General features: G+C 64.6%; 22 protein-coding genes. 13 read left to right on the forward strand and 9 right to left on the reverse strand.

All coding sequences use genetic code 11. The features are described from left to right. Positions 1-160 precede the first annotated feature (160 nt). The 3 genes from NITMOv2_RS21985 to NITMOv2_RS24150 all read left to right on the forward strand — a co-directional run bounded on the left by NITMOv2_RS21985 (position 161) and on the right by NITMOv2_RS24150 (position 2,260). Positions 161-1,021, forward strand: coding sequence for a type II secretion system protein N (locus NITMOv2_RS21985; RefSeq protein WP_274519490.1), 861 nt, complete (start codon positions 161-163; stop codon positions 1,019-1,021). Between the two features lie 141 nt (positions 1,022-1,162). Beyond that, a complete protein-coding gene (locus NITMOv2_RS21990; RefSeq protein ID WP_053381868.1) occupies positions 1,163-1,957 on the forward strand; it encodes an outer membrane protein in 795 nt (264 codons plus the stop codon). 132 nt (positions 1,958-2,089) lie between these two features. Then, positions 2,090-2,260, forward strand: coding sequence for a hypothetical protein (locus NITMOv2_RS24150; protein ID WP_187299307.1), 171 nt, complete (start codon positions 2,090-2,092; stop codon positions 2,258-2,260). Positions 2,261-2,337: 77 nt separating this feature from the next. Here NITMOv2_RS24150 and xth read toward each other — a convergent pair whose 3' ends face one another. Together xth and NITMOv2_RS22000 are read right to left on the reverse strand one after the other, a co-directional pair. Then, entirely contained in the window at positions 2,338-3,111 is a 774-nt protein-coding gene (gene xth, locus NITMOv2_RS21995; protein WP_053381869.1) for an exodeoxyribonuclease III, read from the reverse strand. Between the two features lie 70 nt (positions 3,112-3,181). Beyond that, the gene (locus tag NITMOv2_RS22000) at positions 3,182-4,018 is read right to left on the reverse strand and encodes a mechanosensitive ion channel family protein (protein WP_187299308.1); all 837 of its coding nucleotides are present in this window, start codon (positions 4,016-4,018) and stop codon (positions 3,182-3,184) included. Between the two features lie 83 nt (positions 4,019-4,101). Between NITMOv2_RS22000 and NITMOv2_RS22005 the strand changes: the two genes are divergently transcribed. Then, positions 4,102-5,643: an HDOD domain-containing protein gene (locus tag NITMOv2_RS22005; RefSeq protein ID WP_053381871.1), complete on the forward strand. Its 1,542-nt coding sequence runs from the start codon at positions 4,102-4,104 to the stop codon at positions 5,641-5,643. A gap of 25 nt (positions 5,644-5,668) precedes the next feature. On the opposite strand, the gene NITMOv2_RS22010 is transcribed toward NITMOv2_RS22005, so the two are convergent. From NITMOv2_RS22010 to NITMOv2_RS22025, 4 genes are all read right to left on the reverse strand, one after another. Next, complete coding sequence (locus NITMOv2_RS22010) at positions 5,669-6,106, reverse strand: hypothetical protein (protein WP_145976478.1); 438 nt, start codon at positions 6,104-6,106, stop codon at positions 5,669-5,671. Then, the gene (locus NITMOv2_RS22015; RefSeq protein ID WP_053381873.1) at positions 6,103-6,300 is read right to left on the reverse strand and encodes a hypothetical protein; all 198 of its coding nucleotides are present in this window, start codon (positions 6,298-6,300) and stop codon (positions 6,103-6,105) included. The genes NITMOv2_RS22010 and NITMOv2_RS22015 overlap by 4 nt, the downstream gene beginning before the upstream one ends. 72 nt (positions 6,301-6,372) lie before the next feature. After that, positions 6,373-7,053: a tetratricopeptide repeat protein gene (locus NITMOv2_RS22020; protein WP_053381874.1), complete on the reverse strand. Its 681-nt coding sequence runs from the start codon at positions 7,051-7,053 to the stop codon at positions 6,373-6,375. Beyond that, the gene (locus NITMOv2_RS22025) at positions 7,050-8,444 is read right to left on the reverse strand and encodes a dihydrolipoyl dehydrogenase family protein (protein WP_053381875.1); all 1,395 of its coding nucleotides are present in this window, start codon (positions 8,442-8,444) and stop codon (positions 7,050-7,052) included. The genes NITMOv2_RS22020 and NITMOv2_RS22025 overlap by 4 nt, the downstream gene beginning before the upstream one ends. Positions 8,445-8,553: 109 nt before the next feature. On the opposite strand from NITMOv2_RS22025, the gene NITMOv2_RS22030 reads away from it, so the two are divergent. Genes NITMOv2_RS22030 through NITMOv2_RS22050 form a run of 5 tightly spaced genes read left to right on the forward strand, consistent with a single transcriptional unit; the run spans position 8,554 to position 12,758 of the window. Then, positions 8,554-8,784, forward strand: a complete 231-nt coding sequence (locus NITMOv2_RS22030; RefSeq protein ID WP_187299309.1) for a DUF1653 domain-containing protein — start codon at positions 8,554-8,556, stop codon at positions 8,782-8,784. Positions 8,785-8,841: 57 nt separating this feature from the next. After that, a complete protein-coding gene (locus NITMOv2_RS22035) occupies positions 8,842-9,588 on the forward strand; it encodes a CBS domain-containing protein (RefSeq protein WP_053381876.1) in 747 nt (248 codons plus the stop codon). 37 nt (positions 9,589-9,625) lie between these two features. Continuing rightward, positions 9,626-11,905, forward strand: coding sequence for a glycosyltransferase family 2 protein (locus NITMOv2_RS22040; RefSeq protein ID WP_145976479.1), 2,280 nt, complete (start codon positions 9,626-9,628; stop codon positions 11,903-11,905). Beyond that, positions 11,902-12,099, forward strand: coding sequence for a hypothetical protein (locus NITMOv2_RS22045; RefSeq protein WP_053381878.1), 198 nt, complete (start codon positions 11,902-11,904; stop codon positions 12,097-12,099). Before NITMOv2_RS22040 ends, NITMOv2_RS22045 begins: the two co-directional genes overlap by 4 nt. Continuing rightward, positions 12,057-12,758, forward strand: a complete 702-nt coding sequence (locus tag NITMOv2_RS22050) for a cellulose biosynthesis protein BcsS (RefSeq protein WP_145976480.1) — start codon at positions 12,057-12,059, stop codon at positions 12,756-12,758. The genes NITMOv2_RS22045 and NITMOv2_RS22050 overlap by 43 nt, the downstream gene beginning before the upstream one ends. 6 nt (positions 12,759-12,764) lie before the next feature. On the opposite strand, the gene NITMOv2_RS22055 is transcribed toward NITMOv2_RS22050, so the two are convergent. Together NITMOv2_RS22055 and NITMOv2_RS22060 are read right to left on the reverse strand one after the other, a co-directional pair. Beyond that, positions 12,765-13,274, reverse strand: a complete 510-nt coding sequence (locus NITMOv2_RS22055; protein ID WP_238590421.1) for an MEKHLA domain-containing protein — start codon at positions 13,272-13,274, stop codon at positions 12,765-12,767. Positions 13,275-13,329: 55 nt separating this feature from the next. Next, the gene (locus tag NITMOv2_RS22060; protein WP_053381880.1) at positions 13,330-13,542 is read right to left on the reverse strand and encodes a hypothetical protein; all 213 of its coding nucleotides are present in this window, start codon (positions 13,540-13,542) and stop codon (positions 13,330-13,332) included. 133 nt (positions 13,543-13,675) lie between these two features. Here NITMOv2_RS22060 and leuC point away from each other — a divergent pair, with 133 nt between their 5' ends. From leuC to NITMOv2_RS22075, 3 genes are read left to right on the forward strand one after another with little or no spacing between them, the layout of a single operon-like run. Continuing rightward, the gene (gene leuC / locus NITMOv2_RS22065; protein ID WP_053381881.1) at positions 13,676-15,079 is read left to right on the forward strand and encodes a 3-isopropylmalate dehydratase large subunit; all 1,404 of its coding nucleotides are present in this window, start codon (positions 13,676-13,678) and stop codon (positions 15,077-15,079) included. Positions 15,080-15,130: 51 nt separating this feature from the next. Further along, the gene (gene leuD, locus NITMOv2_RS22070) at positions 15,131-15,748 is read left to right on the forward strand and encodes a 3-isopropylmalate dehydratase small subunit (RefSeq protein WP_053381882.1); all 618 of its coding nucleotides are present in this window, start codon (positions 15,131-15,133) and stop codon (positions 15,746-15,748) included. Between the two features lie 18 nt (positions 15,749-15,766). After that, a complete protein-coding gene (locus NITMOv2_RS22075) occupies positions 15,767-16,135 on the forward strand; it encodes a hypothetical protein (RefSeq protein WP_053381883.1) in 369 nt (122 codons plus the stop codon). A 5-nt stretch (positions 16,136-16,140) separates the two neighbouring features. Here the strand turns inward: NITMOv2_RS22075 and corA are convergent, their stop codons facing one another. Then, a complete protein-coding gene (gene corA, locus NITMOv2_RS22080) occupies positions 16,141-17,196 on the reverse strand; it encodes a magnesium/cobalt transporter CorA (protein WP_238590422.1) in 1,056 nt (351 codons plus the stop codon). Between the two features lie 93 nt (positions 17,197-17,289). On the opposite strand from corA, the gene NITMOv2_RS22085 reads away from it, so the two are divergent. Continuing rightward, entirely contained in the window at positions 17,290-18,078 is a 789-nt protein-coding gene (locus tag NITMOv2_RS22085; protein WP_053381884.1) for an inositol monophosphatase family protein, read from the forward strand. Positions 18,079-18,086 lie beyond the last annotated feature (8 nt).

An 18,086-nucleotide genomic window follows, 5' to 3' on the forward strand; every position in this document is an offset into this window, starting at 1 on the left:
CCAGCATTCGACAGCGTTCTATCGGCGGGCTGTTACGGCGGCGTTACTGACAGATTTGTCTTCTGTTAGTTCTTGGCTCCGAGCGGCTAAACCCCTTGCGGACGCATGTGTTCGTCGTTAGAGTGCCGATCGTCTTTTGTCCTTCTTCACAGCCATGCCCATGACATATCGAACCGCTGCGCTTGCCGTGATAGGGGCGATAAGCTGTTGGTTGATCGCGCACAGCGTGAACGGTTATGTGGCCTATACCTTGTCGTCGATTCCCTCCGACTCGCTGACGAAGGACGCGTCGCCTGCGCCGGATGCTCCATCAGCACTCGAGCCTCAAGAGATGGCAAAGTCGATTCTCTCCTCAGGGCTCTTCGTCGTCCCGCCGGACGTCTCGTCGATCACCGCAGAAGCCCAGGAAGCTCCTCCGACTCCGCCCATCGAATTGAAAGGAAAACTGAAACTGTTGGGAACGGCGATCGTCAACGGTCGCCGTTCATCGGCGGCCATCGAGCAGCTTTCCGATCACACGCAAAAACTATATTTCCTGGAAGACACGATTGAGGGATTCGGCCAACTGGCGGGCATTACGCGGGAGGGAGTGACGATCGTCGAGGGCAACCGGCGCGGCTATCTGCCGCTGGCCGATGAATCGGCGAAGCCGGTGCCCATCTCCATTGCAGCGCCCGTCCCTAGACGTCCTAACGCCCCCACCTTGATCGACCGGCGCCAACTGAAAGAGACTCTTTCCGATGTCTCGAAGCTTCTCACCGAAGCGCGGGCCATGCCCTATTACAATCTCGAGAACAGCGGCAAGCTCGAAGGGTGGCAGCTGATCGAGATCAAGCCGAAGAGCATCCTCGATCAACTCGGTATTCAACAGCGGGACGTCATGCTGCGCATCAACGGCACGCCGGTCACCGATCCGGGCACGATGCTGCGGCTGCTGCAAGAACTTCAGCATGAACGGCTCGTGAAATTGGACCTGATCCGCGGCGGCGACCGGCAGACTTTGAGCTACGAGATCCGCTAGCCCAACTTCTTCTCTTCTCTCCAATCACCAGGCTAAATTTCCAGGTCCATGCAAGTTAACCGGAAGTTAATGTGCCAGTAACGATCGCGTGACGCCGCCAAGGCTATTCTCGCGCCGCTTTTTCAATTTGAAGGAGGGCACTTGTTTCCTCGCCTGCGCGGTGCATGCCGGTTCTTGATCCTGGCAACCTTATTGACCTTCACGGCGGTCTTGCCGGCTCATGCCGAATGGTATGTCGCCGGGTATGGCGGGCTCACCACCGGAGGAGATATCCGCAACGTGACCATGCCCGATTACGGCTTGCGTCTCGCCCAGATTCAATTCCCGAGCGTGCTGAATCCTGTGACCGGTGACTCTCTCACTCAGAATTTCAAGGCGTCGGACCTCTCGCTCTCCAATTCCTTGCTCTTTGGGGCGAAAGCCGGCTACTTTTTCAGCGATCAAGGATTGTCCTGGCTCGGGGTCGAGCTGGACGCCTTCACGTCCAAGCCGGACATCAAGCGAACCACTGTGTCCACCGCGCACGATATTACATTCGTGCCGGGCGACACGACGGAGTGTTTCAACCTGGGAACCCGCTGTCCGCAGACCGTGAACAACAAGGGCACTCTCAACGTGGAGGAGACTTCCTTGCGGGTAACGGTGGTGAGCGCCAACGTGATCGTGCGCTACCCGGGCGCGTTCCTACAGCCCTATGTCGGCGCGGGAGCGGGAGCGTTCTACTTCCAGTCGTCCAGCGGCACGTTCCAAGGCCGCCAGATCGTACCGGGACTGAACGTGCTGGCGGGGCTGAAGCTGCTCGTGTCCGACGAATGGGGCCTCTTCGCCGAAGGCCGTTACAATCTGGCCAACCTCAGCAATTTCGATCCCACGTTTGGCTTGAGCGGGACGTATAGTATCTTCCATTTCGTCGGCGGCATCGCGTATCACTTTTAGCCCTCGCCGTTCATATCCTCCGCCCAATATTAGACGGTTTTAACTAAGGCCTAACGCGTCTTTAACCTGCCGATGTTAGCTTCCTGCCAGACGGTTGGGCGGCGACTCATCGTTATGACGCGGAGGGGCACGATGACTTGTCAAAAATGCAAGGGGCTGATGATCGAAGAGCGACAGCCGGAACTCTCGCCGGATATGGTCGGACACCGTTGCGTCAACTGCGGGCTGTTCGTCGATCCGCTCATCCAGCACAATCGGAAGAGCCACGCGCGGAGCCGCGAAGCGCTCGTCCAAGCCGTGTGACGCAGCGCTCCCATCCGGCGTGACGCGGCGGGTGCCGCGGGGCCGGATCGGGCGGGTGGGGACGTCGCGCGCGTGGGTCAGATCGAAAACTCGGCCCAGAGAAACGTATGGTCTGACGGGTCTTTCGCTCGCCGCGGCTCGACGTCCACCTCCACCCGCACACAGCGCTCCGCCAGCGGTGCCGTCGCCAGGATATGGTCGATGCGCCAGCCTTTGTTCGCCTCCAACGAGCTCGGCGCCCGGTAATCCCAAAAGGTATATTGCTGTCGATCCGGATAGAGCCGGATGAAGACGTCCTGCCAGCCCCACGCTAAGACCTGCTCGTAAGCCTTTCGTGCATCCTCGTGATAGCAGACGTGCTTGAGGTGTTTCTCCGGGCTGTGGACGTCGATCGGACGCGGCGCGACGTTCATGTCCCCGCACCAGAGCGCCGGCGCGTCCGGCGAAAGGTGCTTGTCACAATACCGCCGGAGCCGCTCGTACCATCCCAGCTTGTAGGCGTATTTCGGCGACGTGATCTCGTAGCCTTGCGGGACGTAGGTATTGATAATCGGCAGGCCGCCGATCACCACCCGCAGCAGCCGGGCCTCGTCGGGATCCCCGCCGTCGTCGAATCCGTGAAAGACCGCTTCGGGCTTCTTGCGGCTGAGCACCGCGACGCCGTTGTACGATTTCATCCCGCGATACGTGATCTCGTAGCCGCATGACGCCAGCGCGAGCAGCGGAAACTCGCTATCCTGCACTTTGGTTTCCTGGAGACACAGCACGTCCGGCCGGTGGCGTTCCAGCCAGTCGGCCACGATGCCGACACGCTTCCGCAGGGAGTTGACGTTGAAGGTGGCGATTTTCATGGAGCGCCGCGCGCCGGCGGATGCTAACAGATGACGGGAAGGGGCACAAGGCGGACGCGCCCCGGACGGATCAGCCGGCGGGTTTGTCCAGATGGTGTAGATAGCGGCGCAGGATGGCCTGCTCCACGCGGGAGCGCCCGCGGTCGGGCGCGGGAAAGCGGAGCACGAGATGCATCTTGCCGGGCTCCGGCAGTTGAATCGTGATGCGCGGCTCCGGCGACGGGGCTTCGAGCAGATTCGTCTGCTCCAAGAGTTTCATCTGGCGCGCCGCCTCCTCCATGAACGGCGCGCATTCGGTCTTCGCGGCGTCGAGCAGCGCCTGTTCCGCCCTGTGCCAAGGCTCATCCGCGCCGAGCGGAACGACGAGCGTATAGAGCCCGAATTCCTGGCCGGGATTTTCTTTCACCAAGGCGTTCGTGAACAACAGGCTGTTGGGAAACACCGTGATGCGCCCCGTATAGAGATGCGCCGACTGGCCGGGCCCGATTTCGAGCAGCTTCGTGGCGAACATGTCGTGATCCAACACGACGCCGCGATGCCCGGCGATCTGAATCCGATCCCCGACCGAGTAGACCTTTCCTCCCACCCGCAGCGCGGCGCCGCTCCAACAGAGAATCAGCTCCTTGGTCGCGAGGACCAGGGCCGCCGCCAGCGCGACGAGCGAGACGGCGAAGGCTTGGAGCTCGTGCGCCCAAATGACGACCAGGCCGAGGAGAAAGGCGAAGAGGATCGAGTTTCTGGTCGTGACCACCCAGCGCCGTTTCGACTCCATCGAGAGCGCCGCATTGCGCGCGATCCACCGGACGACCAGCGCCCGGATGATCAGCAGCGAGACGAGCAGAATCAGCGACTTGATGCCGTCCAACATCACCGAGCTGTCGATCTGAACCCATCCGCTCGTCGTCATCCGCGCCCTCGCCGGCTCCATCCTGCTCGGTTAAGGTTCATCCGCCGTCATCCGATACAGCATCCGGCCCTACAGAGGAACCCATGTCCACTTCGCCCTCGACATCCGAGTCGGCCTTGGCCGACTCGATCCGACCGCGTCTGCACCGTTCGCTTCAACCGCTGTTCGACCACGGCAACCCTTGCTTACCAGCCCTCGAGAAAACCTGCCAGAAAATTCTGAGTCTCGCGGGCGGCCTGACGGGCGCCGACCGCCTCGCGCAACTCGTGAGCCGCGATCCCGGCCTGGCGTGTAAAGTGCTGCAGGTGTCGAACAGCATCGCGTACAGCCCGCAGCAAGTGATCACGTCCGTTCCGCATGCCGTCACCTGGCTGGGTCTCGACACGGTCCGCTCCATCGTCGCGGCCGCGCAGCTCGTCGAGCAATTGCACGAATGGCCGGAGCGGCGGCGGATTCTCAGCGGCGTCATCGCGCGGGCGCTCGTCGCCGCCGCGCACGCCAACGAGCTCGGGCTGGCCGTCGACTATCCCTCGCCGGGCCAACTGTTCAGCTGCGCCCTGCTGTACGCGGTCGGCGATCTCGCGGTGGCGCATCAGGCGCCCGATCTTTATCGCGCGCTGCGCGGCATTCCCCAGCGGGCGCGCACCCAGGCGGCCCGCATCATGGAAGAAACCGAGCTCCTCGGCGTCCCGAAGCACCGGCTCGCGCAGGCCCTCGCGCAGCTGTGGGGCTTGCCTCCTTATCTCGTGGAGCTCTATGCCGACGGCGAGCCGGCGGAGGGCCGCTGGCACACCGGCAGACACTCGTTGAAGGGGCTGGTGGTCGGATCGGCGCTGTTGGTGGATGCGATGGCCGGCCCCTCCTCGCCCACCGCGGTGGAGGCGGCGAAACGCCCGCTGTTGATCGGTACCGGATTGCCCGGCCATCTGTTCGGCGAGATCCTGATGCGCGCGCTCGACCGGGGAAAACAGCTGGTGCGCGCGGCCGGGTTATCGTTCGACCTGTCCGGCGAGGACGAGCCGGCGCCCGGCGGCCGGGCGCCGGCGGCGGCGCCGGAGCCGATTCCCGCTGCGCCAGCGGCTCCGGCGCAGCGCGGGCCGTCGGCGATCGAAACGAATCCATTGGAGACCCTGCAGTCGCTCCAGGCGGCGCTCCGCGAGGCCAAGGATCTGAATACGCTCCTCGGCACGCTGGTCCGCGCACTGCACCGCGACGCAGGCTTTGCCCGCGTGGCCCTATGCCTGTTGAATCCGCATGACAGCAACCAGCTCGTCGGCCGCCTCCTGTTGGGCGTCGATCCGCCGGCCGCCCATCTCCACTGCCTGTCCGGCTCGCTGAGCGACGACCACCCGTATTTTCTCAATTTGCTGAAAGCCGCGGAGCCCTGCTTGATCGAGGATTTTACGACGCCGATGAGCGTCCCGGTGAATCCGGCGTTCCTCCGGCTGTGGAATCCCGGCTCGGGCATCGTGGCGCCACTGCGCATCGGCCATCGCCCGATCGGCATGATCTACTGCGACAGCGGGCCGCTGCCCAACCAGGTCAGATCGAGCGACTACCAGGCGTTCCAACTGTTCTTCAATCAAACCACCTTGAGTATGAATCGGCTGGCGGGCCTGCTCTGACGGAGTGCTTCGCTCGCGCAGCGCTCTATTTCGCGGTCAGCGTATCTCGTGTTCCCGGCACGCATTCCTCACGCTTCCAGTGTTTCAACACCTTCTCTTCGTTGAACGTCAGGGTGTAGCGGTAACAATAGAGCGTCGGCTTCGGGCCCTCCTGGTTCTTGCTCATCAGTGCGCTCACGGATTGTGAGGCGTCGGCGAGAAACGCCGGATTCCACGGATCCAATTCCTTGTCGCTGAGCGCGAAGCGGTAGGTCCACACCGTGTCTCCGCCGAGCGCCGGGGTCTTCGCGGTATGCGGGGGGCCCAGCTTCTCGCGGACGTCGTCCTGGCTCAAGCGATTGAGGCCTTTCTTGAAATAACCGTCCCGCCACGGTGCGCTGCAGCCGGCCTGGAGGAGGCCGATCGCAACGGCCAGGCACAGCGCCGACATGAAGACTCGCGCCGCCTGTCTCGGGAATCTCATGATCCGGAATTGAGCTGCTGCATCCGCTTGATGGAACAGTACAAGGCATAGCCTTGGGCCAGCATGCCGGTGACGAGCAGTCCCAACGCGGTCTGGAGCCAATGGGAAGAGGGATGGTCGAGGCCGTACATGCCGATGACGAAGCCGAGCGCGATCGCGAGGACCCCGGCGGACCGGGCGATGAGGGCGTTCATCCGCCAGTTTCTTGGGGAGGGTTCTTGCATAGCCACGGTACCGGCTACGCTACACCGGCCCCCTCGCTCAGTTCAACTCCGTTTCGTTCGTACGTCATAGGCCCGAGTCTCCAGGCGGGCGGCTTCCTCGTCCCGTTGCAATTTCCGCAGCACGCCGGCCAGTTCCTCCAGGCTCTTGGCCAGGTCGGGATGCGCCGGTCCCAGCGTCTTCTCGCGGATGGCCAGGGCCCGCCGGTACAGCGGCTCCGCCTTTTCCGGCTGCCCTTGAGAGACGTACACGAGACCCAGATTGTGCAGCGTCAAGGCGACGTCCGGATGCTCCGGGCCGTGCAGCCGTTCCTTGATCGTCAAGGCCCGGCTCAGGAGCTGCTCCGCCTGCGCATATTGCCCGTGCATGCGGTGCAGCACGCCCAGATTGTTCAATGTCGCCGCCACATCGGCATGGGTTTCTCCGTGGGCGTCCTGGTAGATCTTGAGCGCCTGGAGATAGACCGGCTCGGCTTCGACGTACTTGCCTTGCGCCGCCAGCGCCTGCGCTTCGCGGGAGAGCGCCACGCCGACCTGCCGCTGATGCCGCCCGAATTCCTGTTCCGCTTTGCTCACGGCGTCGGCGAAGATCGCCTCCGCTTCGGCGTACCGCCCTCGCTGCATGGCCTGTTCACCGGCCGCCATGGCCGACTCCCAGGATTGCTGCCGGCAGGCGGTGAGCGCGCTCAAGACGAACAGGGCCAGGAGAAGTCGCCCTCGCATCATGCTCGGCGCACCTGCTCGGCGAGCGATTCGGCCGGATACGTGAGGATCTCGGCGAGGGTCGGATGGTAATGCGGCATCCGCACGAGATCCTGCACCGTCCCATGATAGTACATGACCGCGATCAGCTCATGGATCAACTCGCCCGCTTCCGGACCGACGACGGCGGCTCCCAGGAGGCGGCCGGTCTCCGGAGCGGCCAGCAGCTTGACGAAGCCCCGCGTCGATCCCAGGACCATCGCCTTGCCGTGATCCGCGAAGGGATAGGATGCGGTGAGATACGGAACGCCGCGCGCTCGGCAGGCCTTCTCGCTCAGCCCTACCACGGCGACTTGCGGATCGGTGAAGATGACTTCGGTGACGAGCCGATCGTCGAACTCCTTCGGCGGCCCGTGCGGATGACAGGCATTGAAGCCCGCCAGCTCGCCCTGCTGGATGGCGATATGCACGATGTCGTACAAGTTCGTGACGTCCCCCACGGCGAAGATGTGCGGCTGCGACGTCCGTAGCGTCCCATCGACCACCACGCGGTCCTCGTCCACCTTCACGCCGGCCGCGCCGAGCTGTAAGCCGTCGATGTTCGGCCGGCGTCCGAGCGCCTGCAGCATTTCCGCGCCGGTGACGCTCTTCGTCTCGCCCTGATGAAGGAACTCCACGGTCTTCGCCCGCCCGCCTCCGGACGCCCGGAGCAGGCTTACGCCGGTGAGGACCTCCATGCCGTCCTCGCGGAGGGCCTGCTCCAGGGTCGAGCCGATGTCATCGTCCAAATGGGACAGCACATGCAACGACCGCTGGAGCAGCGTCACCCGTGTCCCGATGCGCGAAAAGAATTGGCCGAGCTCCAGCCCCACCGGTCCGCCGCCCAGGACGATCAGCGAGTCCGGCTGCTCCCGGACATCGAGGAGTTCGTCACTCGTCAGATAGCCGGCTTCGCGCAAACCCGGAATCGGCACGTCCCGTGGAATGGACCCGGTTGCAAGAATGAACGATCGGGCGGTGAGGTGCCGGGATCCGGCTTGGATGAGCTGCGGCGAGATGAAACGGGCGGCCGATTCGTACAGCGTGAACGCCGGGTCGCGGAGCTGCTGGATCCGATAGTCGGCGAATTCCCGCACCAACGTGTTTTTCCGGTCGACGATCGCGCCCAGCCGGCTCCGTACCTCGACGGGCGCGAAGCCGAATTCGCCCGCGCGGCGCATCAGGGCGGCGACTTCGGCGGAGCGGAGGATCGTCTTCGTCGGCATGCAGCCGCGGAGGATGCAGAGCCCGCCCAGCGGACCGGGGTCGACGATCGCCACGTCGGCGCCGGAGTCTCGGGCCGTCCGCGCCGCGGCATAGCCGGCCGATCCGCCGCCGATGACGATCACATCATGAGAGATTGGCTGAGCTGCCATCGGGAGCCGATCATGTCACGCCGGCCCGGAGCCTTCAAGACGGGGCTGGCAAGACCGGGCTGGCCATCCCAGCGGCAGCCCATTAAGATGGGCCGGCAAGGAGAGCGCCATGGCGATAGTCCCCGGCCGATATCGGCATTACAAAGGCGGCGAGTACGAAGTGATCGGCACCGCGCGGCATTCCGAAACGGAAGAGGAATTTGTGGTCTATCGCGCGCTGTATGGCGAACGAGGGCTCTGGATTCGTCCGGCGGCCCTGTTTCTTGAGCCGGTCATCGTAGCCGGGCAGGCGCGCCCGCGTTTTCAGCTGATGGCCGGCGACACCCCTCCGCCTCCCTGACGCTCGCCGCTTTAGGATTCCGCGCCATCGTCCGATACAGCCGCTGGGAGTGACAGCATGGCCATTCACTTGGCGGTCAACGGCGTGGTCGAGAACTATCAGGTCCGGCCGGCCGGCCCGCGACCGGCGCGGATCGAATCGCTCGAGGCGCAGGGCGAGAAGACGGCTTCCGACCGATCACGGCTCGCCGCGCACAGCGCCTATGAGCAACAGGCGCGCCAGGGCCACCATCCCAAGCCGGCACTGCTGGCCCGCGATCTCATGACGGCGCCGGTGGTCACGCTGCCCTCCGACAGCACGCTCGCCGAGGCCTGGGCGCTCATGCAGCGCCGGAAGTTCCGTCACGTTCCCGTCAGCTCCCTGCACGGAACGCTCGTGGGCCTGGTGTCCGATCGCGATCTCCTCCGCCACGCGCCCGGGCTTCTCGGCGCTTCCCCTGCCGGCCCGTCTGCTCATCGGAAGCTGGCCGACGTCATGACATCGCGCGTCATCTCGGCGACGCCGGTCACCGAGATCCGGGACATCGCGCGGGTGATGGTCGACGAGCGGATTCATGCCGTGCCGATCATCGATTCCGCACGCCGCCCCATAGGGTCCTCACCACCCGCGATCTCCTGCGCGGCATCGCCGCCCCCGGCTCGCTGGAACTTTGGACTTAGCCCGCCTTTTAGGGACGATCCTCCGGCCGGCACCCTGGGCCTTTCTTCCATCGCATCAATACCTTACCGCCGGACCCCGCAAAAGTTTCTCTCCCTTCGTAGGGATAGGCAGAACCGCGTTCCGCTTATAGGCTGGTGGCGTTAGCCCACATCTCGTTCAGGAGTGAGAGGCGACGGTGGCCTTGGTCGACCTTTTTTTCAGCGTGCCGGTCGCGGCGGGCCTCTCCGGCTTGGCGCTCCTGGCGATCGCCGTCCTGCTCAGGCGGAACACGAGCCGGCGAGTGGTCCTCGCGCTGAGCCTCCTGCTCTACGGGCGCTACATCCTCTGGCGCCTGCTCTACACACTGCCGACGGACGATCTGCCGTCCCTGCTCGTCGGCGGGGCGGTATTCCTCGCCGAGTTGTACGGATTCTTCCAGTTCTGTTTCTTCACCTTCCAATCCTGGTCGCCGACCGACCGCCGGCCCGCCCCGATCACGCGCTACCCCACCGTCGATATCATGGTCACGGTCGTCGATGAGCCGCTCACGCTGCTGCGGCACACCCTCCTCGGGTGCTTGGCGCAGGCATACCCGGCGGACAAATTCCGCATCCATGTGTTGGACGACGGCCATCGCGCGGACGCGCAACGACTCGCCGCGGCCTTGGGCTGCGGCTATCTGCGGCGCCCCGATCGCCCCCGCCACGCCAAGGCCGGCAATCTGAACCATGCGCTGCGGCACACGAGCGGCGAGTTGGTGGCGGTGTTTGACGTGGACCATGTGCCGGCCCGGACATTCCTCACAGAAACGGTCGGATTTTTCGACGATCCGCGCGTCGCCATCGTCCAAACGCCCCACCATTTCTACAACCCCGACATCTTCCAGCGAAACTTGCGGGTCGGCGGACAGGTGATGAACGAGCAGGCGCTGTTCTTCCGCGCGCTGCAAGCCGGGCGGGACGCCCATAACAGCGCCTTCTTCGCCGGCAGCGGCGGCCTGTTCCGGCGGAAGCCGCTGGAAGAGATCGGCGGGTTCCAGACGCAGACCATCACGGAAGACATCCATACCAGCATGGAATTGCACGCGAAGGGCTACCGGTCCTGCTACCTGAACCGCGTGCTCTCGGCAGGGCTCATGCCGGAGACCTTCGAAGGCTACCTCAAACAGCGGAAACGCTGGGCCATGGGCTGCATCCAGGTCCTGTTGCGCGACAATCCGTTGACGAAGCGGGGGCTGACCCTCGCGCAGCGCCTCGATTATTTTGGATCGATTTTTTACTTTTTCTTCGGCGTGCCTCGTTTGATATGCCTGACGGCTCCGCTCGCGAGCCTCCTCTTCGGCATCCCTCCGCTGAAGGCGGACCCGGCTCCGCTGACCTTCCACTTTCTTTCCTTCTTCCTGGCCTCCGCCTGGGTCATGCGCCCCGCCAGCCGCGGTTCGCGGAATCCGTTTTGGTCGGACGTGTATGAAATCGCCATGTGCTTCGCGCTGAGCTTCGTCGCGCTGAAGGCGCTGGTCGCGCCGCGGAAGGAACGGCCGTTCGAAGTGACGCCGAAGGGACAACGCATTCTGAAGAGCACGGTATCGGAACTGTCCCTCGTCTGGCCCCATTTGATCGTGCTGGGCCTGCTGGCGGCCGGCCTCGTGCTGGGGGCCCGCCGCCTCTATCTGGGCGCCGGCGATGCGGGGCTTCCCGTGAGCCTGTTGTGGGGAGGCGTAAATCTGCTGCTGCTCGGCATTGCGACGTTCGTCGCCAGCGAACAGCCGCAAGGCCGGCGCGCCTTTCGCCTGCAGCGCGACTTTGCCGGCGAGCTGCTCGTCGACGGAGACGGAATCCCGGCCCGCGTGCTGAATCTCAGCGAAGACGGGGCGGCGGTCGTTCTCCCGCAACCGGTGTTGACCGCGGCCTCCTCCATCAGCTTGCTGTTGATTTCGCCGCGGGGGGCGCCGATGCGGCTGACCGGCCGCGTGGTCCGCCAACGCCGGCTGCCGGACGGGACGGTGCAGACGGGATTGCAGTTCGTGAATCTCGATGAAGCGACCAGGCGCGCGCTGGCCGACAAGATGTTCGGTGACGCCGCCGATTGGGAGAACGACTACCGCGTCCAACCGGGCGTTGCCGGCAGCCTGCGCTCTTTGGTCCGGGCGCTCACGGCTCCGTGGAGGTCGTTCGCGTGGGAACGCCGGCGGACGCTGCGCATGCCGGCCGGGGCGCGGTGCCGGTGGAGGACGCCGGAGCAGCTGCTCATCGGACGGCTGGAGGACATGTCCTTTACCGGCGTGAGCGCCCGCTTCGCTTCGGCGCCGAACGGCGCACTGGCCGGCAGCCTGCTGGAGCTCCATCAGATGACGCTCAAAGTGAGTCCCGTCGCGATCGTCCGCCGCTGGGGCCATACCCGCGTGCGGTTCCGCGTGGAGAGCATCGAGCAGGGCGCGGACCGGTGGCGGGTTTGGCACGAGGCGCGCTGGAGGAGCACATGAGCGGAGACCGACGTCAGGCTGCGCCCTCTGCCGAGATCAGACCGCTTCGGCGCCTGATCCGAGTGCCGGGAGACTTTCATTGCGAAGTGGTGGCGGACGGACTGGCGCTCGTGCGGTTTCGCATCGATCAGATTCAAGAAGGAGAGGAACGATGGCGCGATCTCCACTACTCGTACTGGCGGCACTTGGCGTGATGCTCGCGCCGGCGGCGGGCGACGCCGGCGATCTGTTTACCGGCGTTCAGATCGACGACAAGAGCCAGTACTTCGGCTATCTCGGCGTCCGCGCTCCCCTTCTGCTGACCTCCGGCGGCCCGGACCTGTTCGTGCAAGCGATGACGGCCGGCCTCGGATACAGCTTCACGAGCAACGGCCGGCTGCTCGATGCCAACGTGCAGTTCGTGGTGCCGTCGCTCGGGATCACGCAGACCGTCGGACGGTGGACCTTTTCGGCGCTGGCAGGGCCCCAGTTGCGCCGGATCGAGGAAGAACGGCTGAACGGGCCTGCGTCGATCGACCATCAGATCGGCGCCTACGGACAAGTCGAAGCCTTCTACTGGCACGAGAAAGGCAGCCTGCACGCCATCGGTTCCTATGCGGATTTGGATCATTTCTTCTGGAGCCGCCTGCGGGGCAAACTGTTGGCCTACCGGTCTCAGAGCCGCTGCTGCAGCGCCTATGTAGGATGGGACATCGTGGGCATGGGCAACGCCGAGTTCCGCGCGGTGCAAACCGGGCCGCTGGTGGAGGTGCCGATCCGGAAGGTCTTCGTACTTCTCAGAGGCGGGTATCAGAACAGCACGTCGTTCCGCAGCGGAGGGTATGGTGGCGTGGAACTGTACGTTCCCTTTTGACTTCTCTCAGGCCAATCTGGTCCATTGCGCAAACGTCGCGGCCTGACCGACGCGCCGGCCCTGCTCATCGGCGACATTCCACACCGTCGCCGCTTCCACCAGAAACCGCTTCCCCGTGGCCGAGATTCGAACCCCCCGGTAACGGTCGATAGAGCCGTGCTCCGTAACCAGCTGAAGCAGGCGAGCCCGCTCTTCTTGATTCACCGGTTCGGCCGTGCGGCGCGAGGGGGTGCCGACCAGTTCGTCCCACGTCATTTCCCACAGCTCCAGCGCCGCTTGGTTGCCGTAGTTCAACAGCGGGTCTTCTTCCATTCCGTGCGATACCACGACGAAGGGCGCCGTGAAGAGCCGGCGCGCCTGCTCCGCCGCCGGCCCGCCGCGGTCAATGAGCTGCCGCCCGGTCCACCGGTGAAAACTGTCCAGCAGGCGTTGCGCCCACCGGACATGGGGAGTCCGGGCCCACACTGGATCGGTGATGGCGGGATCGGCGGTCATCGTCAGGCACCAAACGGGCACCTGCCAGTCCTGCTACCATGGTCCGCCGCAGCGATGCAAGGCGGGTGGTTCAGATTCAGTGGGTGTTGGATTTGGCTTTGCGGACGTTCGGCCGGGGCAGCAGCCGATACTCGACCAGGCGGCAGCTGCAGAACGACATCTGATGGCTCTCGGTCGTCACACAGACGATCACCGAGCGGCAAAAGACGCAGCCGGGTGATCGGCCGTCGCGCTTGATGGTCCAGCGGGGAATGGAAATGGATTGGGGATCGAGGCTGTGTTTCTCCATCACAAGTCCTATCGGTCGCCGCGCGGAAAATCTGAAGCGATCCGATGGACGGCAGGCCGGTCGCTGGTATGCGGGGGGAGGCCTATGTATAATGGGCCGCGTCCCCAGTGCTCAGCGGCGCAAGGAGTGTGGTATGGCGGGCAGAACCTTATTCGACAAGATTTGGGAGTCGCACGTCGTGCGGGCCGAACCGGACGGCACGACGCTCTTGTATATCGATCGGCAACTCGTCCACGAAGTGACGTCCCCGCAGGCGTTCGAAGGGCTGAAGCTGGCGGGGCGGCGGCCCCGGCGACCGGCGGCCACCCTGGCCGTCCCGGATCACAATGTTCCGACGACCGACCGCCGGCTCGGGATCGCGGACCCGATCAGCGCGAAGCAGATCCGGACGCTGGAGGAGAACTGCCGGGAATTCAGAATCACCCTGTTCGGCATGAACGATATCCGCCAGGGAGTCGTGCACGTGATCGGTCCGGAGCAGGGGTTCACGCTGCCGGGCACCACGATTGTCTGCGGCGATTCGCATACCTCGACCCACGGCGCGTTCGGCGCGCTCGCCTTCGGCATCGGGACGAGCGAAGTGGAGCATGTGCTCGCCACGCAATGTCTGGTGCAAAAGCGGCCCAAGACGATGGAGATCCGGGTGGACGGAACCCTCTCGGACCGCTGCTCCGCCAAAGACGTGATTCTGGCGATCATCGGACACATCGGCACGGCGGGCGGGACCGGCTATGTCATCGAGTACACGGGCTCGGCGATCCGCGCCTTGAGCATGGAAGGCCGCATGACCCTCTGCAACATGTCGATTGAAGCGGGGGCCCGCGCCGGCATGGTGGCGCCGGATGAGAAGACCATCGCGTACATCGACGGAAGGCCGCTGGCTCCGAAAGGGGAGCTGTTCGACCGGGCGGTGCGCGCCTGGCAGCAACTCAAGACCGACGCCGGCGCGGCCTACGACGCGACCGTCACGATGCGGGCGGAAGACATCGCCCCGCAGGTCAGCTGGGGCACGAGCCCCGGCATGGTGACGGGCGTGGATCAAAAGGTCCCGGACCCCCGGACGATGGCCGACGAGAAAACGAGGCGGGCGGCGGAACGCGCGCTGGAATATATGGGCCTCGCGCCCAACATGCCGATCACCGACATCACGATCGACAAGGTCTTCATCGGCTCCTGCACCAATTCGCGGATCGAAGATCTCCGGCTGGCCGCCGCGTTTGCCAAGGGGAAGAAAGTCGCGAAGTCGGTCCACGCGATGGTGGTCCCCGGGTCCGGGCTGGTGAAGCAGCAGGCCGAGGCCGAGGGATTGGATCACGTGTTCCGCGAGGCGGGCTTCGAGTGGCGGGAAGCCGGCTGCAGCATGTGTCTGGCGATGAACGCCGACGTGCTCCAACCGGGCGAACGGTGCGCCTCCACCAGCAACCGCAATTTCGAAGGCCGCCAGGGCGCGGGCGGCCGGACGCATCTCGTCTCGCCCGCCATGGCCGTGGCCGCAGCGATCGAAGGACACTTCGTCGATATCAGGCATTGGGCCTGATCTCGACAAGACTGTGACCCTTTTCCTTTTGACTTGCGACGAAGGAGCGTGATGCAACCGTTTACTCAGCTCACCGGCCTGGTCGCGCCGCTCGATCGCGTCAACGTCGACACGGACCAGATCATCCCGAAGCAGTTCCTGAAGACGATCAAGCGGACCGGCCTCCGCGAAGGGCTGTTCTTCGATTGGCGGAAACGCAAGGACGGCTCGCCCGATCCCGACTTTTTCTTGAATCAATCCCGGTACGACGGCGCCACGATCCTCCTGACCCGCGACAACTTCGGGTGCGGCTCCTCGCGCGAGCATGCGCCCTGGGCCCTGCTGGACCAAGGATTTCGCTGCATCATCGCCCCCAGCTTCGCCGACATTTTCTACAACAACTGTTTTCAGAACGGCATCTTGCCCGTCGTCTTGAAGGGTGAGGAGGTGGCGGCGCTGTTTCGAGAAGCCGCGGCGCCCGGCTACCGGCTCACCGTCGATCTGGCTCGGCAGACGGTGACGACCCCGGGGGGAACATCGTTCCGATTCGACATCGATCCCTTCCGCAAAGACTGTCTCTACCGCGGGCTGGATGCGATCGGGCTCACGCTCCAGCACGAGGCCGAGATCGCCGCCTATGAACGGCGCCGGAAACCGGAAGCCCCCTGGCTGTTCGCGGACGTGCCGTAGCGTGGAGCGGAGACGATCATGAACTGGCGCGGCGCCGTCCGGGGGATCGTCATCGTCGCATTATTCGCCGTCGGCGCGGCGCTCATCGTCGCCTTCAATTGGAGCTACTCAGACGGCAACCGGGCGGGATATATCCAGAAGTTTTCGAAGAAAGGCTGGCTCTGCAAGACGTACGAGGGAGAGCTCGCCATGACGACGGTTCCAGGCGTGGCCCCCGTCCTCTGGCCCTTCAGCGTGTGGGACGACCGCGTGGCGGATGAGCTGTCCCGCGCGATGGGCAAGCGGGTCATCCTCCATTACAAAGAATACCGCTACATCCCGACGTCCTGCTTCGGCGACACGGATTACTTCGTCGACAAGGTGGAGGTGCAGGACGACTCACCGTAGCGCTGCTACAGCCATTTCCTCCGGCGGAACCCCGCCAACATGACCGCCGCCACCAGGCCCATCAGCCCGAGCACCACCGGATAGCCCCAGGCCCATTTCAGCTCCGGCATGTGCTCGAAGTTCATCCCGTAGATGCTCGCGATGAAGCTCAGCGGCATGAAGATCGTCGTAATGACGGTGAGCACCCGCATGACCGTGTTGAGGCGGTAGCTCACGCTGGAGAGGTAGATGTCCAGACTCGCCGCCACGATTTCGCGCAACGTCTCGATGGTATCGACGATCTGAATCACATGGTCGTAGACGTCGCGAAAAAAGAGCTTCATCGGCTCGTGCAGGAACGGCCCCTCCGCCCGCGACAGGTTGTTCATCGCTTCGCGCAACGGCCACACGGCCCGCCGGATAAACAAGAGCTGCCGCTTCAAGGCGTGGATGTCCTTGAGAGTGTCCGGCTGGGGATCGGTGACGACGCGCTCCTGCAGCGTTTCAATCTTCTCTCCCAGGAGCTCCAGCACGGCGAAGTACTGGTCGACCACGGCGTCGACGAGCGCGTACAGGAGATAATCCGACGAGTTCTGCCGCAGCCGCCCTTTGCCGCCCCGCAAGCGATCGCGCACCGAATGGAAGACGTCCGCTCCGTTTTCCTGGAACGAGAGGACGAAGGTCCGGCCCAGGACGAAACTGACCTGTTCGACGAGGACCTCGCCCCGCTCTCCGACGGTCAGCATTTTGAGGACGAGGAACAGGTACTGATCGTAGTCCTCGAGCTTGGGCCGTTGATCGGTATTCGCAATGTCTTCCAGAAGCAGCGGATGAAGGTCGAACTGCTTGCCCAGAGCTTCCAGCAGGTCCACCCGATGCACGCCGCCCACGTTCACCCACGTCACCGAGCCGTCGGCCGGCGGCCCCAGCTCGGTCACGTCGGCCACGAGCCGCTCGTCGCAGCGGGCGCCGGCGTAATTGAACTGCGTGACGGCGACCCCCTCGGCCTTTCGCTCGCCGATGTGGACGAGCGTGCCGGGCGGCAGCCCGGTTTTTTTCGAGCGTTTCTGAACGAGCTTCACGATGGCTCTGCTTGTACGCAGATTCGCCGGGGAGGTCAAGCGGCATGCCGGAGACGCCTTTCCTTCCGGCGCGCGCCTTGGTACTCTGTCGCCATGAGCTGGGAACGGGAGCTGCACACGCTCAAGGACGCGATCCGGAACGCCGGCGTGGAAGCCGCGCGGCTGAGCGCCGAGGGGTTCGACATCCGGACCAAAGCGGACGAGTCGCCGGTAACATCGGCCGACTTGGCGGTGAACGCCATTCTCCACGAACGCTTGCTGAGCGCCTTTCCCGAGGACGGCTGGCTGTCCGAGGAATCGCCCGACAGCGCCGCGCGCCTGGACAAGCGCCGCGTCTGGATCATCGATCCGATCGACGGCACCAAAGCCTTCATCCGGAAGGAGCCCGAGTATTGCGTCTCGGTCGCCCTCGTTGAGGAGGGCCGGCCGATCGTCGCGGCGATTTACAATCCTTCCACCGACGAGTTGTTCACCGCCGTGCGGGGAGGCGGCCTGCGGCTCAACGACGAACCGATCCACGCCAACGGAAGACCCGCGGATGCCAGACCGGTCATCGCGGTCAGTCCCTGGGAACAGCATCTCGGACGCTTCAAAACAATCGAGCCCCATGCCGCCAGCCGGCCGATGCGGTCGATCGCCTGGGCCCTCGCGCTCCTGGCCGGTGGGCGGCTTCACGCGGTCGCCACCTTCGAACCGGAAAACGAGTGGGATGTGGCCGCGGGCGCTCTGCTCATCGAAGAAGCCGGCGGCACGCTGCAGGATGGGGCGTGGCACACGCTCGGCTTCAATCGGCCGGAACCCCGCTACCGCGGCATCATCGCCGTGAGCCGCCACTGCCCGCCGTCCGTCGCGCGCCAACTTCGCGCGTTGTCGCCTGCATGATCCCCTCC

This window comes from Nitrospira moscoviensis (assembly GCF_001273775.1).
Taxonomy (GTDB): domain Bacteria; phylum Nitrospirota; class Nitrospiria; order Nitrospirales; family Nitrospiraceae; genus Nitrospira_D; species Nitrospira_D moscoviensis.

Coding starts and splice junctions, on each gene's coding strand:
- NITMOv2_RS21985 (WP_274519490.1), top strand. CDS start 161: ATGACATATCGAACCGCTGCGCTTGCCGTGATAGGGGCGATAAGCTGT.
- NITMOv2_RS24150 (WP_187299307.1), top strand. CDS start 2,090: ATGACTTGTCAAAAATGCAAGGGGCTGATGATCGAAGAGCGACAGCCG.
- xth (WP_053381869.1), bottom strand. CDS start 3,111: ATGAAAATCGCCACCTTCAACGTCAACTCCCTGCGGAAGCGTGTCGGC.
- NITMOv2_RS22000 (WP_187299308.1), bottom strand. CDS start 4,018: ATGACGACGAGCGGATGGGTTCAGATCGACAGCTCGGTGATGTTGGAC.
- NITMOv2_RS22005 (WP_053381871.1), top strand. CDS start 4,102: ATGTCCACTTCGCCCTCGACATCCGAGTCGGCCTTGGCCGACTCGATC.
- NITMOv2_RS22010 (WP_145976478.1), bottom strand. CDS start 6,106: ATGAGATTCCCGAGACAGGCGGCGCGAGTCTTCATGTCGGCGCTGTGC.
- NITMOv2_RS22015 (WP_053381873.1), bottom strand. CDS start 6,300: ATGAACGCCCTCATCGCCCGGTCCGCCGGGGTCCTCGCGATCGCGCTC.
- NITMOv2_RS22020 (WP_053381874.1), bottom strand. CDS start 7,053: ATGATGCGAGGGCGACTTCTCCTGGCCCTGTTCGTCTTGAGCGCGCTC.
- NITMOv2_RS22025 (WP_053381875.1), bottom strand. CDS start 8,444: ATGGCAGCTCAGCCAATCTCTCATGATGTGATCGTCATCGGCGGCGGA.
- NITMOv2_RS22030 (WP_187299309.1), top strand. CDS start 8,554: ATGGCGATAGTCCCCGGCCGATATCGGCATTACAAAGGCGGCGAGTAC.
- NITMOv2_RS22035 (WP_053381876.1), top strand. CDS start 8,842: ATGGCCATTCACTTGGCGGTCAACGGCGTGGTCGAGAACTATCAGGTC.
- NITMOv2_RS22045 (WP_053381878.1), top strand. CDS start 11,902: ATGAGCGGAGACCGACGTCAGGCTGCGCCCTCTGCCGAGATCAGACCG.
- NITMOv2_RS22050 (WP_145976480.1), top strand. CDS start 12,057: ATGGCGCGATCTCCACTACTCGTACTGGCGGCACTTGGCGTGATGCTC.
- NITMOv2_RS22060 (WP_053381880.1), bottom strand. CDS start 13,542: ATGGAGAAACACAGCCTCGATCCCCAATCCATTTCCATTCCCCGCTGG.
- leuC (WP_053381881.1), top strand. CDS start 13,676: ATGGCGGGCAGAACCTTATTCGACAAGATTTGGGAGTCGCACGTCGTG.
- leuD (WP_053381882.1), top strand. CDS start 15,131: ATGCAACCGTTTACTCAGCTCACCGGCCTGGTCGCGCCGCTCGATCGC.
- NITMOv2_RS22075 (WP_053381883.1), top strand. CDS start 15,767: ATGAACTGGCGCGGCGCCGTCCGGGGGATCGTCATCGTCGCATTATTC.
- NITMOv2_RS22085 (WP_053381884.1), top strand. CDS start 17,290: ATGAGCTGGGAACGGGAGCTGCACACGCTCAAGGACGCGATCCGGAAC.